A 21,487-nucleotide genomic window follows, 5' to 3' on the forward strand; every position below is an offset into this window, starting at 1 on the left:
ATATTAAGCGCAAATCGCGCTTAATATTTTAAAATCAGTCGGTTAGACTTGATGATTACATTTATGTTAAAATTTCCCCAAAAAAAGATCGTTTACCCGTAGGGTAAGGTTTCCATTCTGGTACTACCTATCAGGCATGGATAAAAACACCTTTCACGAATTAGCCAACCGTTATCTGGACGGTACCGCCACAGCTGCCGAGCAGGCGCTGGTAGACCGTTATTGCGAGCAGCTGGAAACCTCCGGTGAAACCGGCATGGAACCGGAAACGGAGGCTTTGCTGCAACAGGTCATGTACGACCGTATCATGCAGAAAATCCGGGCGCCGCGGAAACGCTCCCACAGATGGACCTATGCCGCTGCCGCCGCGGTGCTGGCGCTGGTAGCCGTGGGAGGCATATCCCTCTTTCCCCGTAAGCAAATGCCCTCTGTGGCCGTCAGGGAGAAATCCGTTTTTCATAATGATATAAAACCGGGTGGTAATAAAGCCATCCTGACACTGGCCAACGGATCCACCGTGGTGCTGGATGATGTGTCGACCGATTCACTCGCGCCACAGGGCAACAGCAAAATTACCCGTACCGGCAGCGGCCAGCTGAGTTATCAGCCATCCGGCGCGCCGCAGGAGGTTGTATATAACACCCTCTCCACACCGGCAGGCGGCCAGTTCCGGCTCACCTTACCCGATGGTAGCCGTGTTTGGCTGAATGCGGCCTCCTCTATTACGTTCCCTACCGCGTTTACCGGCAAAGACCGCATCGTGGCGCTCAAAGGAGAGGCTTATCTCGAAGTCAGCCACAATCCGCAACAACCATTTAAAGTAAAAGTCCGTGATATGGAAGTGTCTGTGCTGGGCACACATTTCAATATCAATGCCTACCCCGACGAAACAGGGGTGCGTACCACCCTGCTGGAAGGATCTGTGCGCGTGAACAATGACGGACAGTCGTATATGCTGAAGCCTGGTCAGCAGGCACAGCTGCAGCCCAACGGGCAATTTTCCCTTCAAACTGTAGAAACAGAAGATATCACCGCCTGGAAAGACGGACAGTTCAATTTCAACGATGCAGACATCCACACCGTGATGCGCCAGGTAACGCGCTGGTATGGTGCGGAGGTGGTATATCAGGGCAACGTTACCCACCACTTTATGGGTACCATCCCCCGTGATGTACCGGTGTCGCGGTTGTTGAAAATGCTGGAGCTGACAGGCCGCGTATCGTTTGTGGTGGAGGGAAACAAGATTATCGTCAAACCTTAAAGCAAAAACCAATCAATACATCCGCCCAAAAAAATGGCCAGAGATATTCGCAGTATCCCTGGCCGGTGGGCAACATTAAAAAGTCCTGTTTAGAAATTTTATTCATCACCCAAAATCAAATGTATGATTTTAAGAGCTTGGTTCCAAGCCCAGCGTGGTACCCTGTACCCGCCAGCTAATGAGCACTCCGGCAGTCATCCTGCCCGGAGAAAAATCTGGAAGATTATGAAACTGACTGTCATGTTACTGCTGGCTGCTTTTATGCATGTGAGTGCGGGCACTTTTGCCCAGACAGTAACGCTTTCTTTAAAGAAAGCTCCGTTAACCAGGGTCTTTAGGGAGATGCAACAACAAACAGGATATTCTTTCCTGTATTCCAAAGAGGACCTGCAACAGACGGACAAGGTAAACCTTGACCTGAAAAATGTGCAGCTATCGGCCGCGCTGAAGCAGTGTTTTGAAGATCAGCCACTCACCTTCACGATCGTGGACAAAGTGGTGATCATCAAACGCGCCCAGCATGCTGTCGCAGCGCCATTGACCGTTGAAAAAGTAGCAGCGATACCCGTTACCGGTACCATCACCGATAGCTCCGGTACCGCATTGCCGGGCGCCTCTGTGGTGATCAAAGGAACGACCCGCTCCGCTATTTCCGATGTGGATGGCCGTTTTAATATCGACGCCCAGCCCGGTGATGTATTGGTAATCCGCTATGTAGGCTTCAATACCAAAGAAGTGACCGTCGGTAAAAATGCCAGCATACACATTAAACTGGAACAGCTCTCCAGCCGCCTGGCAGGTATTTCCGTGGTGAGCACCGGTTACCAGACCATCTCCAAAGAACGCGCTACGGGCTCTTATTCCACCATTACCGCCGATGATATGGCCGGTAAAATGCAGACAGGCATACTGGACCGCCTCGAAGGGATGGCCGCAGGCATGACGTCCTATAAAGGCAAAATGCAGATCCGCGGGGTGACCACCTTAGGCACGCAGACTGCTCCCCTGTACGTAATTGACGGGATGCCCTTTGAAGGGGACAGTGCGGTGATCAATCCGGCTGATATCGCCACTGTGACAGTGCTGAAAGATGCAACAGCGGCTTCTATCTACGGTGCCCGCGCCGCCAACGGTGTGATCGTAATGACCACCAAACAAGGCAAACCCGGTGCGATGAGAGTTACTTATAACAACGCCATCAAGTTTACCCCACTGCCCAGCAGAAGCTATAATAACCTGATGTCCAGCACTGAACTGGTAGATTTTCAGCGCGACATGTTTAACTATCGCTCCGGCGACTATAGCGCCATCGACCCCCGTAAAGCCATGAATGACGTATACCGGTTGCTATACGAACGAAAGGGGAATAAAATTACAGATGAGCAGTTACAGCGCGCGCTGGACGTATATCGTAACAGTGACCGCTATGATCAGATGACGGACGAATTACTGCGCAAAACGATGGTGACCAACCAGCATACGCTGGGTATTTCCGGTGGCAGCGAAAAATATCGCTATAACCTCTCCGTGAACTATCTCGGTACCAATCCGTACGAGAAAGCACAGCAGTCGCAGCGTGTGGGATATAACCTCCGCAATAGCTTCTATTTCACCAAATGGATGCGGATAGACGTAGGCGTTCTGGGAAGCAGCATCAAAGAAGATTTTGACAACGGCTTCCTGGGCATGAAAAATTACAATACCGGGAAAGCATCCTACTATATGCTCCGTGATCCGAACGGGCAGCCCACACAATGGTATCTGAGCAAGTCCCAATATGAAATAGACCGTCTGAAAGGACTGGGGCTGCAGGACGAAACCTATCGTCCGTTGGAAGAACTTGGCCGTCAACGTTATACCAGAAAAGGCAACTACCTGAACCTGAATATTGGCGCTAATTTCAAAATCATCAACGGATTGACGCTGGATGTACGTTATCAGGCAGAACGCATGGATACCACCATTCAGCAGTTATACCGCAAGAATGCCAATTGGGTAACGACTCAGCTCAATGATGCTACGCCTATCACCTCCCCAACATCCCTGCTGCCGCTGGGTGGTCAGTTTAATGAAACAAGGACCAGCGTGGCAACGAATATGCTGCGGTTGCAACTGAACTACGATAAGCTGATGGGTGATGATCATGAAATCCAGGCATTGGTGGGCGCTGAGCGGCGTCAGGTAAGAAATACTTCCACCAACGTTTATAAATACGGATATGATGAATACAGCCTCAATTATAAACCGATAGATGAACTGGCCCTGAGTCAGAACCTGAAAAATATGCAGTCGCTTTTCGGTCAGTTCCGACTGGATAACAGAAGCAAAGACAGAGAAAGAGGCTTCCGTGACCTGGAAGACAGGTTCGTGTCCTTCTACGGTAACGCTTCCTATACTTATAAGCGCAGGCTGACAGCCTCCGGTAGCATCAGAATAGATCAATCCAACCTGTTCGGAACAGATCCTAAGTACCAATACAAACCCATGTGGTCTGCGGGTTTAATGTATGTAGTGACGGATGGCGAAGATATCAGCTGGCTCGACCGCCTGGCGGTACGCGCTACCTACGGCATTAATGGCAACATTCCCAAAGACGCAGGCCCTTACATGATCACAAGGGATGATATCCCTAACTACCTGACCAATGAATCACAAGCCTATGTGTACAGTCCGCCTAATGCCGGATTGCGCTGGGAAAAAACCAAGGTGGCCAATATCGGCGTCGACTTCACTACGCTCGGTGGCAGACTGACCGGCTCTGTTGAATTCTACAATAAAAATACGTCTGATCTGTTGGGCAACATGACCGCAGATCCTACCCTGGGCTGGAGTTCTTACATTGTCAACTATGGCAACATGTATAACCGTGGTATAGATATCACCCTGACCAGCATGAATGTTAAAACCCGTGATTTCAGCTGGAATACCACCTTTAACTTCAACTATAACAAAAATGAGTTGACCAAGCTGGATGTCTCTGAAAACTCAGTATACGGATATGTATACGCAGCACAGCGCAGGAAAGGAATTCCGCTGGACGGATTATACAGCATCCGTTATGCTGGGCTGGACGCCACCGGAAGACCACAGGCTTATACCAAAGACGGAAAGATCGTGAAGTCCACGCAGAACTTAACCGTTGAGGACCTGGTGTACAGCGGAACAACCATACCACCTTATTCCGCTTCTTTGCAGAATACCCTGCACTATAAGAATTTTGATCTCTTCTTTATGTTCATCTACTACGGTGGTAGTGTAATGCGTGACGCGGTAGCGCCATACCTGACGAAGTTTCCTGAGCTGAACTACACCACCAATATAGATCGTCTGGCACTGAACTACTGGAAAAAACCAGGTGATGAACAGAATCCGGACCTCGCACCTGCTTATTTCAGCGGAGCTTCCACTACTACCACGGTACTGTGGGAAGGCGCTGACAAACATATCAGCAAAGCATCCTATATCAAACTGCGTGACGTAACTCTGAGTTATAACCTCCCGTCAGCGCTGCTGAAAAAAGCTTACATACAAAGTGCGCGCGTGAGCTTCCAGGTACAGAATGCATGGCGCTGGTCTGCCAACAAACAAAACCTGGACCCGGAAGTGTGGAACGGAACGATTATCAATGCCACCAGAGGATTGTTGGTGCCTCCAAGCTATACAATTGGTGTAAATGTTAATTTCTAAACGGAACAAACATGAAGAAAATATTCATTCTGTTACTGGCAGGCGCCTCTTTTGCGACATTGCCTGCCTGTAACAAATACCTGGACATAAAACCGAAAGGATATACCATTCCTGAGTATTTTGACGATTATCAAAAACTGATAAATAATACCAGCCTTACTGCTGCAGTAGGAGCTTATCCCGCTTATATCACAGATGATGTGGAAGGTGGGGAAGATAATGATGTGAACCAGTCTGCGGCTTATTCCTTCTACGCAGTGTATAAACGTAACCTGTATAATTTTTCACCCGGACAGATCTTTGAACAGAATAGTGAAGACCCACAGTGGAACCCTTCCTATGCCAATATCTATGTTTGCAATACCGTCATCAATAATGTGATGAAGGTGACAGATGCTACCGAACAGGAGAAAAAGCGACTGCGCGCCCAGGCGCAGGTAGCCCGTGCATTTGAATACCTGACACTGGTAAATATCTATGCCGAACAATACGATCCTGCTAATGCTGCCGCCGCATTGGGCGTTCCTCTGGTATTGACAGAAGACATCACCCAGCCTTATGAAAGGAAAAGCGTGGCCGCTGTATATGCACAAATCAAACAGGACCTGGAAGAAGCACTGCCTAACCTGCAGGATAATGTGCCCAACACCCTGAAACCCGGGAAGAGCGCTGCCTATGGCTTGTTGAGCCGCGTGAACCTGTATATGGGAGACTATAAAGCGGCCCTCGAAAATGCGAACAAAGCCCTTGCGGTGAATAATGTGCTGATGACCTATGCGTCCTATGATGTCCAGAAAGGCACCTGGGGCCGTGTATACAACCCCGCAGATAAATCCGCTTTCCCGGACGGCCATCTCAATAAGGAAACGGTTTGGTTCCGCAGGGGAACGCCCAGCTCTTCCAGCATTTTCACAGAAGTATATGCCAATCCGGACCTGATCAATGTATTTAAGAAAGATCTGCCGGCGGGCGCTACAGACAAACGTTTTAGCCTGTTCTATTGCAATGGGGAAGCCCTTTTCGGCCCGAATAAAATTTTATTCCCGGGCCGCGTACTGTGGGCCGCTTACGTTGACTTTAATTTAGGCGTGAGCACTCCTGAGTTGTACCTGAATGCCGCCGAAGCGGAAGCCCGCACAGGCAGCAAAGACAGGGCGCTGCAACTGATCAACACCCTGCGCGACAACCGTATCAGCAACAATCAACCATTGGTGGCTGCCGACAATGAAGCCGCGCTCCGCCTGGTACTGGAAGAACGCAGAAGAGAACTGGCCCTCATGGGATACAGCCGTCTGGCCGACCTGAAACGGTTAAACAAAGATGCCCGTTTCGCTAAAACCATTACCCATACGCATAACGGACAGACCTTTACGCTGCCCGCCAACGACAAACGTTATGTGTTCCCGGTACCGCCCAAGGTGGTGGCTATGAACCCCAACATCCCACAATACGAACGTTAACTTTCATATGGCCCGGAGGTAACCACTCCTCCGGGCAAACACCATTTTTATGAAAAAGATTTTATCAATGCTCTGCCTCCTGGTAGCGCTGAAAGGCATGGCCCAGGAAGAAATCGCGTTTAATAACGCTGCCTGGCAGGCCTCCCTCGACCAGGCTGCGAAAGAGAACAAGCTGGTATTCCTCGATTGTTACACTTCCTGGTGCAGTCCCTGCAAATGGATGGAGAAAAATGTGTTCAACGTACCGGTAGTATATAACTACTACAATCAGCATTTCATCAATACCAAGCTGGATATGGAAAAAGGTGAAGGAATAGCGCTGCGGCAGAAGTACAACGTGCAGTCCTTTCCTACCTACCTGTTCATCAACAGCAAAGGAGAAGTAGTGCACCGTACCGGTTCCCGCATGTCTGTGGAAGAGTTTCTGGAAGAAGCCCACATGGCCACCGACCCGGACCGCAGCATGTCGTCTCTCTCCGCCCGCTATAATGCCGGCGAAAGAAGTGTACCGTTCCTGTTGAACTATTATCTCGCCGTGAACAGGTCTGACCGCCGCACCGCGGAGAAAATCGCCGAAGAAATCAGCGCCAAAATCACTGATGCCGACCTGAATTCACCACTGGGATGGAAGGTGATAAAAAATATCTCCCGTTCCGGAGATGACCGCCTGGGTAAATACTACCTGGCCAATCAGGCGCAGTTTACCTCCTATGCCGGTCAGGAAGAGCGCGATGCGCTGACCGACCGCCTTATCTCCAGCACGCTGTATCCTAAAATCTACGCCGGCGATGAAAAAGGCTTCTTTGAAGGATTACAGCACTTCAAACTGTCCAAATCACCAATAAGACAGAAGCAGGCGGTGATGCTGGCTGCCGAATGGTACCAGCACCAGGGTAACGCCAAAGAATATGTGAAATTGACGGACGGGGCCATGAAAGGCATCCTGAAAACAGATGCTGAGAAACTGAGCTTCCTGGCACGCCGCCTCAACGGCAAACGCGAGGCGGACCCTAAAACCGCCGCATTCCTGCCACAGGCTTATAAAATGGCTAAGAAGGCCGCTGTGCTGGAACCAGAGGAATACAGTATCCAGAGCACTTTTGGATGGGTATGCCTTACCATGAAGAAAAAAGAGGAAGGCCTGGTAGCCGCCCGCAAAGCCAGAAAGCTGGCCGACGCAGAAACATCCAAAATCCAGAAACTGGCCCAGGAGCTGGTAGACGAGCTGGAAAAACTGTAATAAAACTGACCATATCCCGTGAAAAAAAAGGGTGTAGCCAGGTGGCTGCACCCTTTCCTTTTTAAAAAGGACTTGCATTATTTCGCTGCTAAAGTTATCTTCGCCCTTACCAACCATCTAGAATGGATACACCTTGTTACTTCCTGTTTGTAGGCCCGCAAACAACAGGTAGCGATTCATGTCGGATTACAGCACATATACGGATGATCAGCTTTGGAGCCAGATAACACTGGATGATCAGGACGCTTTTACAGCGGTGTACAACCGTTATTGGAAAGTACTGTATGTCCGTGCCCGTAATATGTTGTCCGACAGCGATCTGGCACAGGACATCGTGCAGGAAGTGTTCATCTCCCTTTGGCATCGCCGGCAGGAAGTAGAGATACTGCATCTGAAAGCCTACCTCTTTCAGGCAGTCCGCTTTCAGGAGCTGAAAGCGCTGCGCAACCTCAAATCAGACACTAACTTTTACGAAAGACTGGCCCATATTTCCAAAGACCTGCTGCAACATGAACCCCTGGCCTTTAAGGAACTGGATAACGTTCTGCAGCGGGTGTTGGCCACTTTCCCGGAAGACCAGCGCGCCATTTTCAGCATGAGCCGCGATGAAGGCCTTACCTACCGGGAAATTGCAGACAGAATGGAAATCTCCGTCAAAACAGTGGAGAAGAAAATCTCTCAGGCGTTGCGCGCCATCCGCAAAGGCATGGACAGCGCTTTCCCTTTACTCCTGAGTGTGATGGCCGTGTTAGAGCAAAGCAACAACTAACTGAGCATACATCTTTCCCGGCTTGCTCCTTCCCCCAAAAGTAGCCGGTGTTTTTTGTTAACTTTAAAAAAGATCATTCATGAAATTATCCTATAACAAGATCGCAGGAAAAAGTACCCAACGTATCGAGGCTGTCAGTGACGGGATATTCGCCGTTGCCATGACTTTACTGGTACTGGAAATCAAAGTGCCGGGTGTAGAGGGAAAGCTTACTGAAAACGAACTTGCCAAAGTTTTCTTCGCACAGCTGCCAAGGTTTTTAGTGTATTTCCTCAGTTTTATGACAGCTGGTATTTTCTGGGTGGGGCAGTCAGCTCAATTCGCCTATATTGAAAAAAGTGACAGAAACCTGAACTGGATCTCCCTGTTGTTTCTGTTGTTTGTGTCGTTGTTGCCTTTCTCCACAGCATTCCTGAGTGATTACACCGATTATAAATTCGCGATACTCGTTTACTGGGTTAATATATTAATGTTAGGTGTTTGCCTTTATATTAACTGGAGTTATGCTATGAAGCACGGATTTGTTCAAACGGAGGGAGATAAAGAAGTGATCAGCAGCGCCATCAAACGCCGTATTGTTACCGCCCAGATGTTGTACTTCGCCGGGGCCCTACTGTGCTTTATCAGTACTTATCTGAGCATTGGCTTTATCATTCTTATGCAGCTCAATTATGCGTTTGGGATCGTATCAGGACGCAATAAAAAATAATCTGACATAAAAAGGTTGCCGCCCGGGTAACCTTTTTATGTCAATATGGTCTTAATTACCTGCCTGATACACTCCTCTGTCCATCTTAATGCCCAGCCGCTGATAAAATGCTGCCGGCTCAAACCCAATACGCTTATACTCTTCCATTACCTGAGCTTTGGCATTGTCGAGGCTACCCTGGTTTTTCCAGGTGGCAACGGTGACGATGGCGATCTGCCCATTTTCTTCCTGGTGCTGATAAACTTTGTCGGTGATAAATCCTTCCAGCTGCCGGATGAAGCTCCTGTTGTAGTTCACCCGTTCTGTGAATTCGGCTACCGCCTGCGCCGGCACCGTGAATTTATCAATGAAATACACCTCCTCCTGTTTGGCAGGCGCTCCTATATCTGACGGTAGCAGTCCCACCTGTTGCAGGAATCCCAGCCTGTCTGTCAATACCTCATGGGAGATGATTTGCCCGTTTTTAAAGGTATAGATCCCTGTTCCTTCGTTGGTCAGGGTTTTATGGGTAGGTGCTGCTCCCAGGTAGGGCTGTTGGTGGGTGCATTTCATCTGTTGTTTCACAAAGACTTTATCACCGTCGGCGGCTATACTGAGGATCGTCCACCGGGCATCGGGGAAAGTCTGTAGCAGCGAGGTAAGTTGTGCCATAAAGCCAGGTACGCCTTTGCCTCCCTGGTTGTTGGTATATGCGGGGGATACCAGCTGGTCTATTTTATCCAGTTGACGGTTGTTCAGCATCTGTTCGTAGAATGCAATGATAGCGGCTCTGTTTTGTTGTACGGTGTCCATGGTCAATTCCTTTTTAGTGTGAATATTTTTGATCTGCGGGTAGGCGGCGGTGCTTGCCAGTAACAGGGCGCACAGCGATAATCGTGTGATCATGTGATAGTTGTTTAGTACCACAAAATTGAGGAATACGGTCACCGTATCATTGTAAAAAATCATTGATTTTACCAGAAGGAGGGCGCCTGAAAGAAGGCGGAGGGCGTAAGGCCGGTAAATCGCCTGAAGCTGCGGTTGAAATGCGCCTGATCGAAGTAACCCGCATCCAGCGCGAGATGCGTTAAGTTTTTGCCTGTCGGCTGCTGTAGAATAGCTCTCATCCGTATAATGGACGCCATTTGTTTCGGCGTGGTGCCCATCACTTTCCGGAAACGTTTTTCGAAAGCATCCTGACTGAGGTAGTGCGCTGTGGCCAGCGCTTTCATATTGAGGTCCCCGTTAACAGCATGGACCTGCTGTAACGCATGCAGTACCAGGGCGTCCTGTTTAGGGAAGCGTAACTGCGACAGCAGGAAATTATCTAACAGCGCTACCCGTTGCGCATCATCCGGGGCGGCCGACAACTGCTCTTCCAGGTCGGTTATCTGCTGCCTGCCCATGAAATGGTCCAATGAGAGGCTGTGTTCAAACAGTTCATGCAACGGCGTTTTGAGGAAAGCCGCCGCACCGGCGGCCCTGAACTGCACAATCATGGTGGCAGTATCAGGCTGGTAGTTAATCAGCCTGACACTGCTTCTGAGGCCGGAGATAACGGAAGCCGGCAGTATAACAGCCGATTGTTCACCATCGAGGTAACGGACCTGCCCTTTGAACCGGAACGCAATAGCGGGCGTGGTATCCGGCAGCACACGGTTCACCTTTTCATCCTGGCTTTCGATGATCCTGTAAGCCTGAATAAAGGGCTGAAGCGATGGTGATGGCAGATACGTCTTCATAACTGTATAAAGGTACTTATTTAATTGTTGACCGCACAGTAGGTATATCGATATGGTTGAAAGATAAATCGTATTTTAATAGTTCTTTTGTGACGCTGAAAATCATCCATCATTTATGAATAAATCAAACGGTCCGGTCATCCATCAACAGAAGACATTCTCTGATGTTAATTATGCTGAAAGGAGACTGATGAACAGGGAATTTGTGCAGTGTGAATTCATAGACTGCGATTTTTCAAACAGTGATTTACGCGATAATAGTTTTGAAGATTGTCACTTCAAACAGTGTAATTTTTCCATGGTAACACTGAACGGTGCAGGTTTCAGAGATGCCCGGTTCACCGGTTGTAAAATGTTAGGGGTTGATTTCACCCAATGTAACCGGTTTATGTTTTCTTTTTCGTTTTACGCCTGCATACTGGACTATTCTACTTTTCTCGGGACCAGGCTGAGAAAGACCATCTTTCACGATTGTTCCTTAAAAGAGGTAGACTTTTCGGAAGCAGATCTGACAGCGGCTGATTTTAAGAATTCAGACCTGACAATGGCCCGGTTTTCAAAAACTATTTTGGAAAAGGCGGATTTTAGAATGGCACAGCACTTCGGGATAGATCCGGAGTTTAATAAAATGAAGAAAGCCCGGTTCTCTGCATTTAATCTCTCGGGGTTGCTCTACAAATACAATTTGGATATTGAATAAAATTAAAGCGCTGACAACCGGGGTTGCCAGCGCTTTAAAGGCGATATAATTTATTTTACACTGATTTTCGCGATAGCAACTTTTGATTTGCCAAAGGTTTTGTCAGATTTTCCCACCAGATACATGTCATTACCAATGATTGATCCCAACCGTGGCATGGCAGTAGGCACATCGGAATTGGAGAAAAATACTTTCCTGCTAAGTTTACCGGATGTTTCGTCGATACTCAAAATGTAACAATCAGATTTGCCAAAGCCTCTGACGGTTTTAGCTTTCTGACCAGCCTGGGTTACCCCGGCATTTTTGGGATGGTCATTAAACAGCAGTTGAATCGTTCCAGCTGTTTGCAGTGCGCCAAATCCGGAGTAAAAAGGTCTGTTTCCTTCCATGAAATAATGCATGCCGAATGAAAAGCTGTTGACGTAGCTTGTGCTGGTGGCCCCTTGTATCTCTTCGTACTGATCTTTGGGCAATATCTGCAGCCATCCAATGTTGCCGGCATTGTCAATCTTACACATCATCAGGTCGCCGGAGAGATAGGTGGAATAGGTGGTTGAGCTCCGCTGGCTTGACAGTCCATTCACCCCCGTGCTGTAGCTGGTGTAAGTACGTACATAGTGACGGTATCGTTCTGCGAGAATAACAAGTCCGTTATCTACGGTATAAAAAATTTTCCGGAACTGCATGTTTCTGGAAAATCCTTCTCCTTCCTCTTTCATTTTGTTTAATTCCTCTCGCATTTTTCTGTCTTCCCTGCTTTCTTCTTTATCATCGGCCTCATCTTTATCTGCTTTGTCTGTGTCACCGGATAACAGCGAGTTATTAATTTGTTTCTCACTGGTGGATATTACTTTTCCATCGTTTACATGGATCCTTTGTACCAGCAGTCCATCAATGGTTTTTCCTTTTTTGGTATTGCTGTAGAAGGCAGCCAGGACGAGATCTTTGTTCCTTTCCTGTACCAGTTTGGTACTAAAGAGCCATCTCCCGTTGAAACTGGTATTGAGTTCTGATTGCTGTTTTCCTTTTTCGTCGTAGATGCGGATATTGTAGTTGGTAAAGTCAAGGAACTTCTCTTTTTTCTTTTTGCCTTCTTCATATTCATACACGCGCCCTACCAGTACTACTTTACGATCACTGGTATACAATACATCTTCCAGTTGATATTTTTTGCGTTCAAATTCATTCCTGATGGAGATGGGTTTGGCGGTAGCCCTGAGGTTTTTGTCGAGCTCCTGGATTTTGTACTCATTGTTTTCCGTTCCTTTCACGCTGCTTACAATCAGGATTTTGCTGCTATCCGTATTGTAGTCAATCTTGAAGTCAATATCATCACCTTTCTCATCTTTCTGGAAGGTGGCTACTTCTCTGAATTCTCCGGTGAGCTCTCCGGTATTCTTATTTACTGCAGAAGCATAGAGGGCAAGTGTTCTGTCCCGGCGGCTATAGTCGGAGGAAAACAGGAACAGCTTGTCTTCACAAGGAAAGAACTGTACAAATTCTTTGCCTCTCAGTTCCTTGTTAAAATCGTTGCGGTATACTTCTGTTAAATTTTTATCCACTTTTACAAGCGCCGCAGATTCTCTAAAGGAAGCGCCTATTACGAAGTAAGCTTTGATGGCCATATGACTTTCCTGAAGATATACACCGCTGTTATCTGCATGTATTACTTCCAGGTCTGTACTGCCTTTGCGGAGTTTGAATTCTTCTCCCCATTTAATAGATGTTTTCTGGGCGTGGGTTACAATGCCGGAAATGGCCAGGCATAGGGTTAGGTAAGCGCGTTTCATGAAGTACTTTTTGGTATAGGATGATAATTATTTTGTAAAGGTATTCTTTTTAAAAATACGGGATGTCCCATATTCTCTTTATAGGGCATATTAGATGTTGCATCAGGTGGGCGTATGATTATGTTGCGCTGCCTGCCAACAAAACCGGCCAGCTTACGGAGGTAAGCCGGCCGGGTATTTTATGATCACAAGGGAACGCGTGGATGGCTGCCCTGAAATCGCTGTCTGGATAAGATTATAAAGTCACCGTAACCTGAACAGTGCTTTCCTTGTACTGGCCCAGTGCATTTCCAACGACTAACCTGAACACATATACGCCGCTCACCATATTGGTAACGGCAGTAGCCGCCGCGTTCGGCGTAACAATAACAGATGCTCCTGTTACAGGCTGGGGGCCTACAGGTTTGGTTTTCCTGAATCCTTGTGTCACGGAGGCGTTGTTGGGCAGATAATAGTTGTTGGTATCTACGTTTGCTATCGCCATTGTGAGGTACTGAACATTTGCATCAGCGCCTGTCAGTGGCCTTGTTACAATGTTGTTGTATCCGTAATCCTGAGGGTTTTCTGTGTATACGTAGTAGCTGTCATAATTGTCACCACCGGCATTATTCCGGGGAGCCATCAAAATATTGCGTTTCAGGATTACCTGTAGATTGTCGGTGCCGGATACACCACCGGATTTATTGTTATATCCGTTGACCCTTACCAGTGCCCCGTTGCCACATCTTGCAAATGTATTTGCTTCTACCGTAACCTGGCCGGGGTGATTTTCTGTGTTATTGGAACCGCTCCTTGCAGCAATGGAGGCCATATCACCGCTCACGTTCGATGCATCTGTATTGTAGCATAGATTGTTTTTGAAGATATGTCCGGTACCGGTGCCATAGAACTGAAAATGTTCTCCCCAGGAATCATGGGTGATATTGTCGTGAACGTTGCTGGTTTCAGATCGTCCACCGATTAGAATCCCACCGTTATGATTGGCTCTGTCAGGAACATTGACAGATGCCCAGTTGACCACTTCATTCTGAAAGACTTCTATATTCTTACAGGCTGAAATCTGGATACCATCTTTACCGGTATTTAGTATTCGGCCGTTCCACACCCTGACATTACTGATCATAATGGGTTGCTTGTAGCGGTTGCTGTCGGCCGGAGGCGCATCGTATGGACTCTGATTATAGGGCGTGTTACTGATTAAGTCCCAATAGGTAGCGGTGTGCCCGATGTATAGTCCTTCATTGTAGGGGTTGTCGATGATAAAGTCGTGGATCAGTATATCCTGCAATGTTGTATTGGGATACCATGTCGCACTTTGTCCGGATACGGGATCCGTCTTTGCCACGATGCAGGTGCCTCCCTGTGTCGCGGTAAAATAACAGATCTCGAATTTCTCGGAAAATGCATCAAATGACAGGTTCCTGTAAGCAGAGCGATAAGGTTCGCCACCGCCGTCGGTATTGATTTCAGATCCTGTAAACAGCAGATTGTTCCAGTGGGTGCCGGCAAAAATGAAGTGTTTAGCGTTGGAGGTTTGCAAAGCATAAGCTGGTCCTCCATTGGCGGCCCAGGTAGTATTACCGATCCGCGTGACCTGGCCGGCCGGATTCCTGAATACGATGGGATTGGCCGGTGTGCCCTGCACATTGTCTAATCTTACAGACCTGAAATTTCCTTCCAGTATGATCAGATCACCGGGCAGGGTATTCGTATTGTCAAAGACGATATCTCCGGCTCCGGAGGGAGTGAAGGTCCTTGTCCTCAGCGGAGTAAATGATCCTCCGTTAAACCCGGTGCCAATGGGCTCTACGGGGCCGGATTGTTTCGTCCAGAGATACGATGTAATGGTGCTGTTCGGATCACTGGCGGTTGCCTGTAAGTTGGTATTCGCTACAGAGATGGCTTGATGCTGCCCTGCATCCACTACAATGGCGTTGGTAGTATCATTTGCCCAGGCGGGGAATCCGTCTGCGGCAACTGTCAGCATTTGCCCGACCGTTCCGATCGGGATCCGGCGCATACTTCCGTCTGCCGCACGGGCGTACATATCGCCATAGGCATCTTCGCTGTTTGTCTCTGTAATTAATGCGTCCATCAACGCATTTGTAAATTGGAGGGTGTCGGTATGGGACATGTCTTCGGATTCTTCATGCAGCGCTTTCGATGGCTGCTCTTTCTTTAGGGTCATTTTGTTCGGAATTTAGTTTGAGGTTATTCCACTAATATACCAGACGCCTACGCACCCTATTTACGCAGCGTGAAACGTTCCATACAGCCGCATAAAAGCTAAAAACACAAAGGGACAGACTTGCGTCTATCCCTTTGTGGCGGTGGGTATTCACCGGTTCATTTACAGCGGTACGGATTCATTAATCCTTCAGTCCGAGGTAAGCTTTTACTTCCTGGTAGTTGTTCCAGTTGATCGCATTGCTTTTCCTGGCAGCAGTGCCGCCCGGTATAAGGATATATCGGTATTGATGCAATTTTGTACCAGCATTATTTTGCACGGTACTAATATCCCCGTTGGAATCTAATTGTATGGTTTGTTGATAAGCAACGTACTTGATGTAAAGGCCGCTTTTTAAATCGGTATATGGCAGAGGTGTGATCACCGGATCAGCAGCGGTGCTCAGGTTGATATATACCTTCAGTTCACCTTTGGTCAGAATGTTGGTCGTTAACTTAGGAGCTGTGATATCCGCGTAGTAACCTAACGTATCAATTTTACCACCGGCGAGATGGACAGTATCAGGCTTATAGGCAACATCGAGCCAGTCGGAATAGATAACATTGACAGTGCCGGTATCTCCTTTAGGACCGGTAGGGCCGCCGGCGCCGTTATCGCCCTTGTCGCCTTTATCGCCTTTGGGTCCCTGCTGACCAGCAGGACCGGGATCACCGCTTTTACTACAGGATGAAATAGATAATACGGCTGTTGCTATTAACAACAGAAACGAGAGGGAATACATTAAACGTTTCATGGATCAGATAATTTAAATTTTGGAGGTTTATATAAAAGTTGGCAGAAACGATCTGAACAGGTTGATTCGGTATAGGGCTCTCTGATTGCTAACGACACCGGTGTAAATATAAAGAAAAACACCGATGGCCGGTGATTATCAGGACAGGGGAAACTTCCTTCAGGGTGGCAAACCCGGTATGTGGGAAAAATCATCGTATCTATTTCTTAATACAACACCAGGCTATCATCCTGTGGATGACCTTTCTCATCTTCATAATACGTATACGCGCCGGTTAATTCACCTGAAACATACAGCTGCAAACATACTTCTATAACATATGTTTCGGCTTTCGTTTCATAAAAGCTGATTTTTACTTCACTATCCTTTACCATGACGGATGTCCAGGGCACGCCAAGTTCTTCCTGCAAAAATTTATTTTCCTCAAAGCCAACACATGTTGACAGGCTCTCTCTGGCTTTTATATAAAGAGCATGTAGTTTTTCTGTAGAGCATTCAATTTGCATACCTGTTGTTTAATGAAACATGATTCGTTGAGGTCAGACAGCGGGTAACCGGGGCAAGGATTTGCATTCAAAAAAAAAGAGATGATCGTAATGATCATCTCTTTTAGCTGGCGGAGAAGAAGGGATTCGAACCCTTGATAGGCTTTCACCTATACACACTTTCCAGGCGTGCCAGTTCAACCACTCCTGCACTTCTCCGTGACTATCTTTGAAACGTTGCTGAAGGGGTTGAGTCTTCCGTTTCAGGGTTGCAAAGATAATCCTTTCCTTTTATTTTCCAAGTTTTTTTTAGGCCTTGTCATAGAGCTTCCAGATGAATCCGCCGATAAGCCCGCCAACAATGGGTCCTACGATGAATATCCAGAGATGTGCCAGTGCGTCGCCACCAACGAAGAGGGCTGGTCCGATGCTACGGGCGGGGTTTACAGACACGCCGGTGATGGGGATGCCCACGATGTGGATCATGGTCAGGGAGAGGCCGATGGCCACGCCTGCGAGTGCGCCGTTGCTGTTGTTTTTGCTGGTAGCGCCATGGATCACTACCAGGAAGATAGCGGTAAAGACGATTTCAAAGATCAGGCCGCTGGCTACATTGTAGTGGTCCTGATAGTTGTCGCCGATGCCGTTCTGCCCCAGTCCGTTGGCCGCGAGGGAATACTCGGCCCTGCCTCCTGCGATGCAGTAAAGGAGGCCTGCAGCGACGATCGCACCCAGTATCTGTGCAACGATGTAGGCGCCGGCATCTTTACCGGAGATCTTGCCGGTGGCCAGCATGGAGATGGTGATGGCCGGATTGATATGGCATCCGGAGATATGCCCGATGGCATATACCATCGTGAGCACCGACAGACCGAAGGCAAAAGAAATGCCCAGAAGACCTACATGACTACCGGCGATTACGGCGCTGCCGCAACCGATCAGCACCAGCACCAGCGTGCCGAAGAATTCTGCAATGAACTTTTGCGTTAACGAAACATTCATACTTTGGAGTTTTGTGGTGATAGAAAGCGTTTACAGATAAGGGATGGAATAGGCTTGATAATTAAATATAGAAAAAAAATTACAATAAAAAAGCAGAAAGTATACTGTTTCAATACTTTCTGCTTTAACTCTCTTTTATATTCGTATTAATACACTTCTATCGGCGTCAGTTCACCACGCAGGGACGTTTCGATCATTTTCCTGCTTTCTTCTTTGGTAAGGCCCTGTCCCAATACAAACATCAGCTTGGTCACCGCGGCTTCGAACGTCATATCGTGACCGCTCACTACGCCCGCTTCTACCAGGTGCTGGCTGGTTTCATATTTGCCCAGTTCTACGGAGCCGCCATCACATTGCGTGATGTCTACTACGATGGCACCATTGTCAATTACTTTTTTGATGCTTTGGATAAACCACGGTTGGGTGTTGGTATTGCCACTGCCGAAAGTCTCCATGATCACGCCTTTCAGGCCGGGAACACTGAGAATGGCTTCCACGGCGCTACGGGTAATGCCGGGAAACAACTTCAGCACAGTGATATTGGTCTCCAGTTCCTTATGCACTTTCAAGGGTGCGGCAGGCGTTGGCAGGATGAATTGTTGTTTGTATTTGATATCGATGCCTGCTTCTGCCAGCTGTGGATAGTTCATGGTATAAAACGCCTCAAATTTTTCAGCGTTATATTTTTTGGAACGGTTGCCACGGAACAGGGAGAAGTCGAAATAAATACATACTTCCGGTACCATCGATGCCCGGCTGCCGTTGTTATGCCGGGAGCAGGCTATTTCCATCGCGGTGATAATGTTCTCCTTCGCATCGGTACGGATTTTACCGATGGGTAGCTGTGAGCCGGTAAGGATAACGGGTTTGGAGAGATTCTCCAACATGAAGCTCAGCGCAGAGGCGGTAAACGCCATGGTATCTGAGCCGTGAAGGATCACAAATCCATCGTAACGGTCGTAGCGGTCTTCAATGATACTGGCCAGTTCCACCCATATCTCCGGCTGCATGTCAGAGGAGTCGATAGGTGGGTTGAACGCATACACGTAAAAATCGATCCCCATCCGGTATAGCTCCGGTAAATTGTTTCTTATTTCATTGAAGCCGATCGGGCGGAGCGCTTTGGTTTTGTCATCGTAGATCATGCCTACTGTGCCGCCCGTGTAGATTATCAGAATTTTACTCATTGTCTAACTGCCAGTTGCCTGCAAAGGTACCCTCTAAACAGTTAGAGCGTTTTGAATAATTTCCGCGCATTGCTGCTGGTAATAGCGGCTACGTCTTCTATTTTTAGATTTTTTATATCTGCCACCTTTTCGCCGATCAGCGGGATATAGGCACTTTCATTGCGTTTGCCACGATAAGGCACCGGTGCCAGGTAAGGAGCGTCTGTTTCCAGTACAATGTGCTTCAGGTCAATGTTTTCGATGATTTTGTCGAGGCCGGATTTTTTAAAAGTGACCACTCCCCCGATACCCAGACAGAATCCCAGGTCGATGATCTCTCTGGCTTCTTCCAGCGTGCCGGAAAAACAGTGGAATACACCGCTGAGATTGCCGTCCTGCAGGGATTTTACTTCGTTTATGCATTCCCGTGTGGCCTCGCGGCTGTGGATGGATACCGGCAGCTTGTATTGTTTCGCCAGTTGCAGCTGCTCCCGGAATGCCTGGTACTGCTGCTCTGCCAACGACTTGTCCCAGTAAAAATCCAGTCCTATCTCCCCAATGGCTTTGAAAGAGCGGTGTATCAGCCAGTCTTTGACCAGCCGCAGCTGGTTTTCCACGTCGGGCTTCACATAACAGGGGTGCAGCCCCATCATGGCAAAACAGTTTTTGGGATACGCAGCTTCCAGCTTCAACATGGCGGTAATGGAGGATTCGTCAATATTGGGCAACAGTAAAGTCGTTACCCCTGCATCCAGGGCACGCTTTACCATCTCCTGCTGATCAGCCAGAAATTCATCCGAGTACAAGTGTGCGTGCGTATCGATCCAAAACATGATAAAAATATTTATTAAATTTTTATTTTTTATAATATTTAATAGGTACCTTAGTTTCGCAAAGGTAAATCCTGAAAAACCTAATTTAAAAAAACTATACCATGAAAAGCTATTTCAGTACAAATCGTGTGCTGGCAGGTACCATTGCCGTTGTGGCGGTGGCAACCCTTTTCTTCGCCTGCAAAAAGGAAGTGACCACCGATGCGGTGACCAATAACGAAAACGATAACAATACCCTGGTAGTGGCTTCTCATGAAACACAGGTACAGGGCATGTACAGCGATCTGTTTGAAACGGCTGCTATCGCGGCGGTAGACCAGAACGTGGCCGGCAACGTCCGTAAAGCGGATTATGCTGATTATGCCAACGTGACCGGCTGCCCTTCCATCCTCATCAGCAGTGCAGATCCCACCGTATGGCCCAAACAACTGGTCATCGATTATGGTGATGCCTGCCGGGACAATTACGGCGTTACCCGCAGCGGTAAGGTATATATCAATTTTACCGGTTTCCTGTTTAGTAACGGTACCCGCGTAGAGATCACCCTGGAAGGATATAAATACAACGGTATCCCCGTTGCCGGTAAGAACGTGATCTCCGGTATCAGCTATAATACTATTACCGGTGTTAAATACACGTCAGAGATCACAGATGGCCGTGTAAGCTACGCTGATACCCTGATTGTAGGCTATGCCAGCAAAAAGACCGTAACACAAACCGCCGGAGGAGGCACGCCCACACCGAATGATAACGTATATAGCCTCGAAGGTAATGCTGCTATTACTTACGTAAAAGGTGGTCCTGCCGGCAGCGCTACCATCACCACCCAATCTCCGTTGATAAAGGCAACAGCCTGCAAATGGGTCAGCCAGGGCAAGTTGCTGGTGGCTTACAACAGCCTCTCCGCGGTGATTGACTATGGTAACGGGGTTTGTGATGATAAAGCGACTATCACCATCAACGGTGATAAGGTAAGAGAAGTGACCTTAAAATAATTTTTACAAAAAGATAATATCGTAGCCCGGGGCTTTGGGTCCCGGGTTTTTTATTTAGCGGATGGCTGCCATGTTGTAACCCTGTTTTTTGCAGTGCTCCAACACCCGCGGCAAGGCGTAAGACATCCGGTCCCAGGCCTTGGTGCTGTCATGAAACACCACAATGGAGCCAGGCCTCATTTTAAAAACCACGTTCTGTACACAGGCTTCGCCATCTATCTCCTGATCAAAATCCGCGCTCAGCACGTCCCACATGATGATCTTGGTACCGGGAACGGTCTGCTTCAGCTGTTTTATCTGAAAAGGCGTAATTCTGCCATAGGGCGGCCTGAAAAGCGGAGAGGTAATGTATTTGCGGGCTTCCAGAATATTCTCTATATACTTGTCGGTACTGGTTTTCCAGCCGTTCACATGATTATGGGTATGATTACCCGTGCTATGCCCCGCTTCCAGTATCTGCTGATAAATATCGGGATGCTCCACTACATTTTTACCGATACAGAAAAACGTGCCCTGGGCATCGTATTTTTTCAGCTGCTCCAGGATGAATGGCGTGGCTTCCGGATGGGGGCCATCATCGAAGGTCAGATATACGGTGTTGTTTGCCGGAGAAAGGTCCCAGATGCAGCTTTTGTACAAAGCTTTCAGGATGCCGGGTGTTTTGGTAAGATAGAACAAGCGCTTTGAC

At 48.0% G+C, this 21,487-nt stretch carries 18 protein-coding genes and 1 tRNA gene; 8 read left to right on the top strand and 11 right to left on the bottom strand.

Annotation, left to right across the window (positions count from 1 at the left end; translation table 11 throughout):
* The first annotated feature begins 136 nt into the window (after positions 1-136).
* The 6 genes from ICL55_RS13250 to ICL55_RS13275 all read left to right on the top strand — a co-directional run bounded on the left by ICL55_RS13250 (position 137) and on the right by ICL55_RS13275 (position 9,126).
* The gene (locus ICL55_RS13250) at positions 137-1,261 is read left to right on the top strand and encodes a FecR family protein (RefSeq protein WP_188097800.1); all 1,125 of its coding nucleotides are present in this window, start codon (positions 137-139) and stop codon (positions 1,259-1,261) included.
* A 225-nt stretch (positions 1,262-1,486) separates the two neighbouring features.
* On the top strand, positions 1,487-4,948 hold the full coding sequence (locus ICL55_RS13255; RefSeq protein WP_188097802.1) for a SusC/RagA family TonB-linked outer membrane protein: 3,462 nt from the start codon (positions 1,487-1,489) through the stop codon (positions 4,946-4,948).
* Between the two features lie 11 nt (positions 4,949-4,959).
* The gene (locus tag ICL55_RS13260; RefSeq protein ID WP_188097805.1) at positions 4,960-6,408 is read left to right on the top strand and encodes a RagB/SusD family nutrient uptake outer membrane protein; all 1,449 of its coding nucleotides are present in this window, start codon (positions 4,960-4,962) and stop codon (positions 6,406-6,408) included.
* A 49-nt stretch (positions 6,409-6,457) separates the two neighbouring features.
* Positions 6,458-7,648, top strand: coding sequence for a thioredoxin family protein (locus ICL55_RS13265; protein WP_188097807.1), 1,191 nt, complete (start codon positions 6,458-6,460; stop codon positions 7,646-7,648).
* 178 nt (positions 7,649-7,826) lie between these two features.
* On the top strand, positions 7,827-8,417 hold the full coding sequence (locus ICL55_RS13270) for an RNA polymerase sigma-70 factor (protein ID WP_188097809.1): 591 nt from the start codon (positions 7,827-7,829) through the stop codon (positions 8,415-8,417).
* A gap of 79 nt (positions 8,418-8,496) precedes the next feature.
* Entirely contained in the window at positions 8,497-9,126 is a 630-nt protein-coding gene (locus ICL55_RS13275; protein WP_188097811.1) for a TMEM175 family protein, read from the top strand.
* 51 nt (positions 9,127-9,177) lie between these two features.
* Here the strand turns inward: ICL55_RS13275 and ICL55_RS13280 are convergent, their stop codons facing one another.
* A complete protein-coding gene (locus ICL55_RS13280; RefSeq protein ID WP_188097813.1) occupies positions 9,178-10,011 on the bottom strand; it encodes an ester cyclase in 834 nt (277 codons plus the stop codon).
* A gap of 68 nt (positions 10,012-10,079) precedes the next feature.
* Positions 10,080-10,847: a helix-turn-helix transcriptional regulator gene (locus ICL55_RS13285; protein ID WP_188097815.1), complete on the bottom strand. Its 768-nt coding sequence runs from the start codon at positions 10,845-10,847 to the stop codon at positions 10,080-10,082.
* 115 nt (positions 10,848-10,962) lie between these two features.
* On the opposite strand from ICL55_RS13285, the gene ICL55_RS13290 reads away from it, so the two are divergent.
* Entirely contained in the window at positions 10,963-11,547 is a 585-nt protein-coding gene (locus tag ICL55_RS13290; protein WP_188097817.1) for a pentapeptide repeat-containing protein, read from the top strand.
* 50 nt (positions 11,548-11,597) lie between these two features.
* Here ICL55_RS13290 and ICL55_RS13295 read toward each other — a convergent pair whose 3' ends face one another.
* The 8 genes from ICL55_RS13295 to ICL55_RS13330 form a co-directional block, all read right to left on the bottom strand.
* Positions 11,598-13,337, bottom strand: a complete 1,740-nt coding sequence (locus ICL55_RS13295) for a hypothetical protein (RefSeq protein ID WP_188097819.1) — start codon at positions 13,335-13,337, stop codon at positions 11,598-11,600.
* Positions 13,338-13,572: 235 nt separating this feature from the next.
* On the bottom strand, positions 13,573-15,525 hold the full coding sequence (locus ICL55_RS13300; protein WP_188097822.1) for a hypothetical protein: 1,953 nt from the start codon (positions 15,523-15,525) through the stop codon (positions 13,573-13,575).
* Positions 15,526-15,706: 181 nt separating this feature from the next.
* Complete coding sequence (locus ICL55_RS13305) at positions 15,707-16,318, bottom strand: collagen-like triple helix repeat-containing protein (protein ID WP_188098415.1); 612 nt, start codon at positions 16,316-16,318, stop codon at positions 15,707-15,709.
* A gap of 206 nt (positions 16,319-16,524) precedes the next feature.
* Positions 16,525-16,824, bottom strand: a complete 300-nt coding sequence (locus ICL55_RS13310) for a hypothetical protein (RefSeq protein WP_188097824.1) — start codon at positions 16,822-16,824, stop codon at positions 16,525-16,527.
* Between the two features lie 108 nt (positions 16,825-16,932).
* A tRNA-Ser gene (locus ICL55_RS13315) sits at positions 16,933-17,022 on the bottom strand.
* Between the two features lie 90 nt (positions 17,023-17,112).
* Positions 17,113-17,805, bottom strand: coding sequence for an aquaporin Z (aqpZ, locus tag ICL55_RS13320; protein WP_188097826.1), 693 nt, complete (start codon positions 17,803-17,805; stop codon positions 17,113-17,115).
* A 146-nt stretch (positions 17,806-17,951) separates the two neighbouring features.
* Complete coding sequence (locus ICL55_RS13325) at positions 17,952-18,992, bottom strand: asparaginase (RefSeq protein ID WP_188097829.1); 1,041 nt, start codon at positions 18,990-18,992, stop codon at positions 17,952-17,954.
* A gap of 41 nt (positions 18,993-19,033) precedes the next feature.
* The gene (locus ICL55_RS13330; protein ID WP_188097831.1) at positions 19,034-19,804 is read right to left on the bottom strand and encodes a TatD family hydrolase; all 771 of its coding nucleotides are present in this window, start codon (positions 19,802-19,804) and stop codon (positions 19,034-19,036) included.
* 101 nt (positions 19,805-19,905) lie between these two features.
* Here ICL55_RS13330 and ICL55_RS13335 point away from each other — a divergent pair, with 101 nt between their 5' ends.
* Positions 19,906-20,799, top strand: coding sequence for a hypothetical protein (locus tag ICL55_RS13335; protein ID WP_188097833.1), 894 nt, complete (start codon positions 19,906-19,908; stop codon positions 20,797-20,799).
* Positions 20,800-20,853: 54 nt separating this feature from the next.
* Here the strand turns inward: ICL55_RS13335 and ICL55_RS13340 are convergent, their stop codons facing one another.
* The gene (locus ICL55_RS13340) at positions 20,854-21,477 is read right to left on the bottom strand and encodes a polysaccharide deacetylase family protein (protein ID WP_188097835.1); all 624 of its coding nucleotides are present in this window, start codon (positions 21,475-21,477) and stop codon (positions 20,854-20,856) included.
* Positions 21,478-21,487: the final 10 nt, after the last annotated feature.

Origin of the sequence: Chitinophaga varians (genome assembly GCF_014529945.1) — a bacterium.
GTDB lineage: Bacteria > Bacteroidota > Bacteroidia > Chitinophagales > Chitinophagaceae > Chitinophaga > Chitinophaga varians.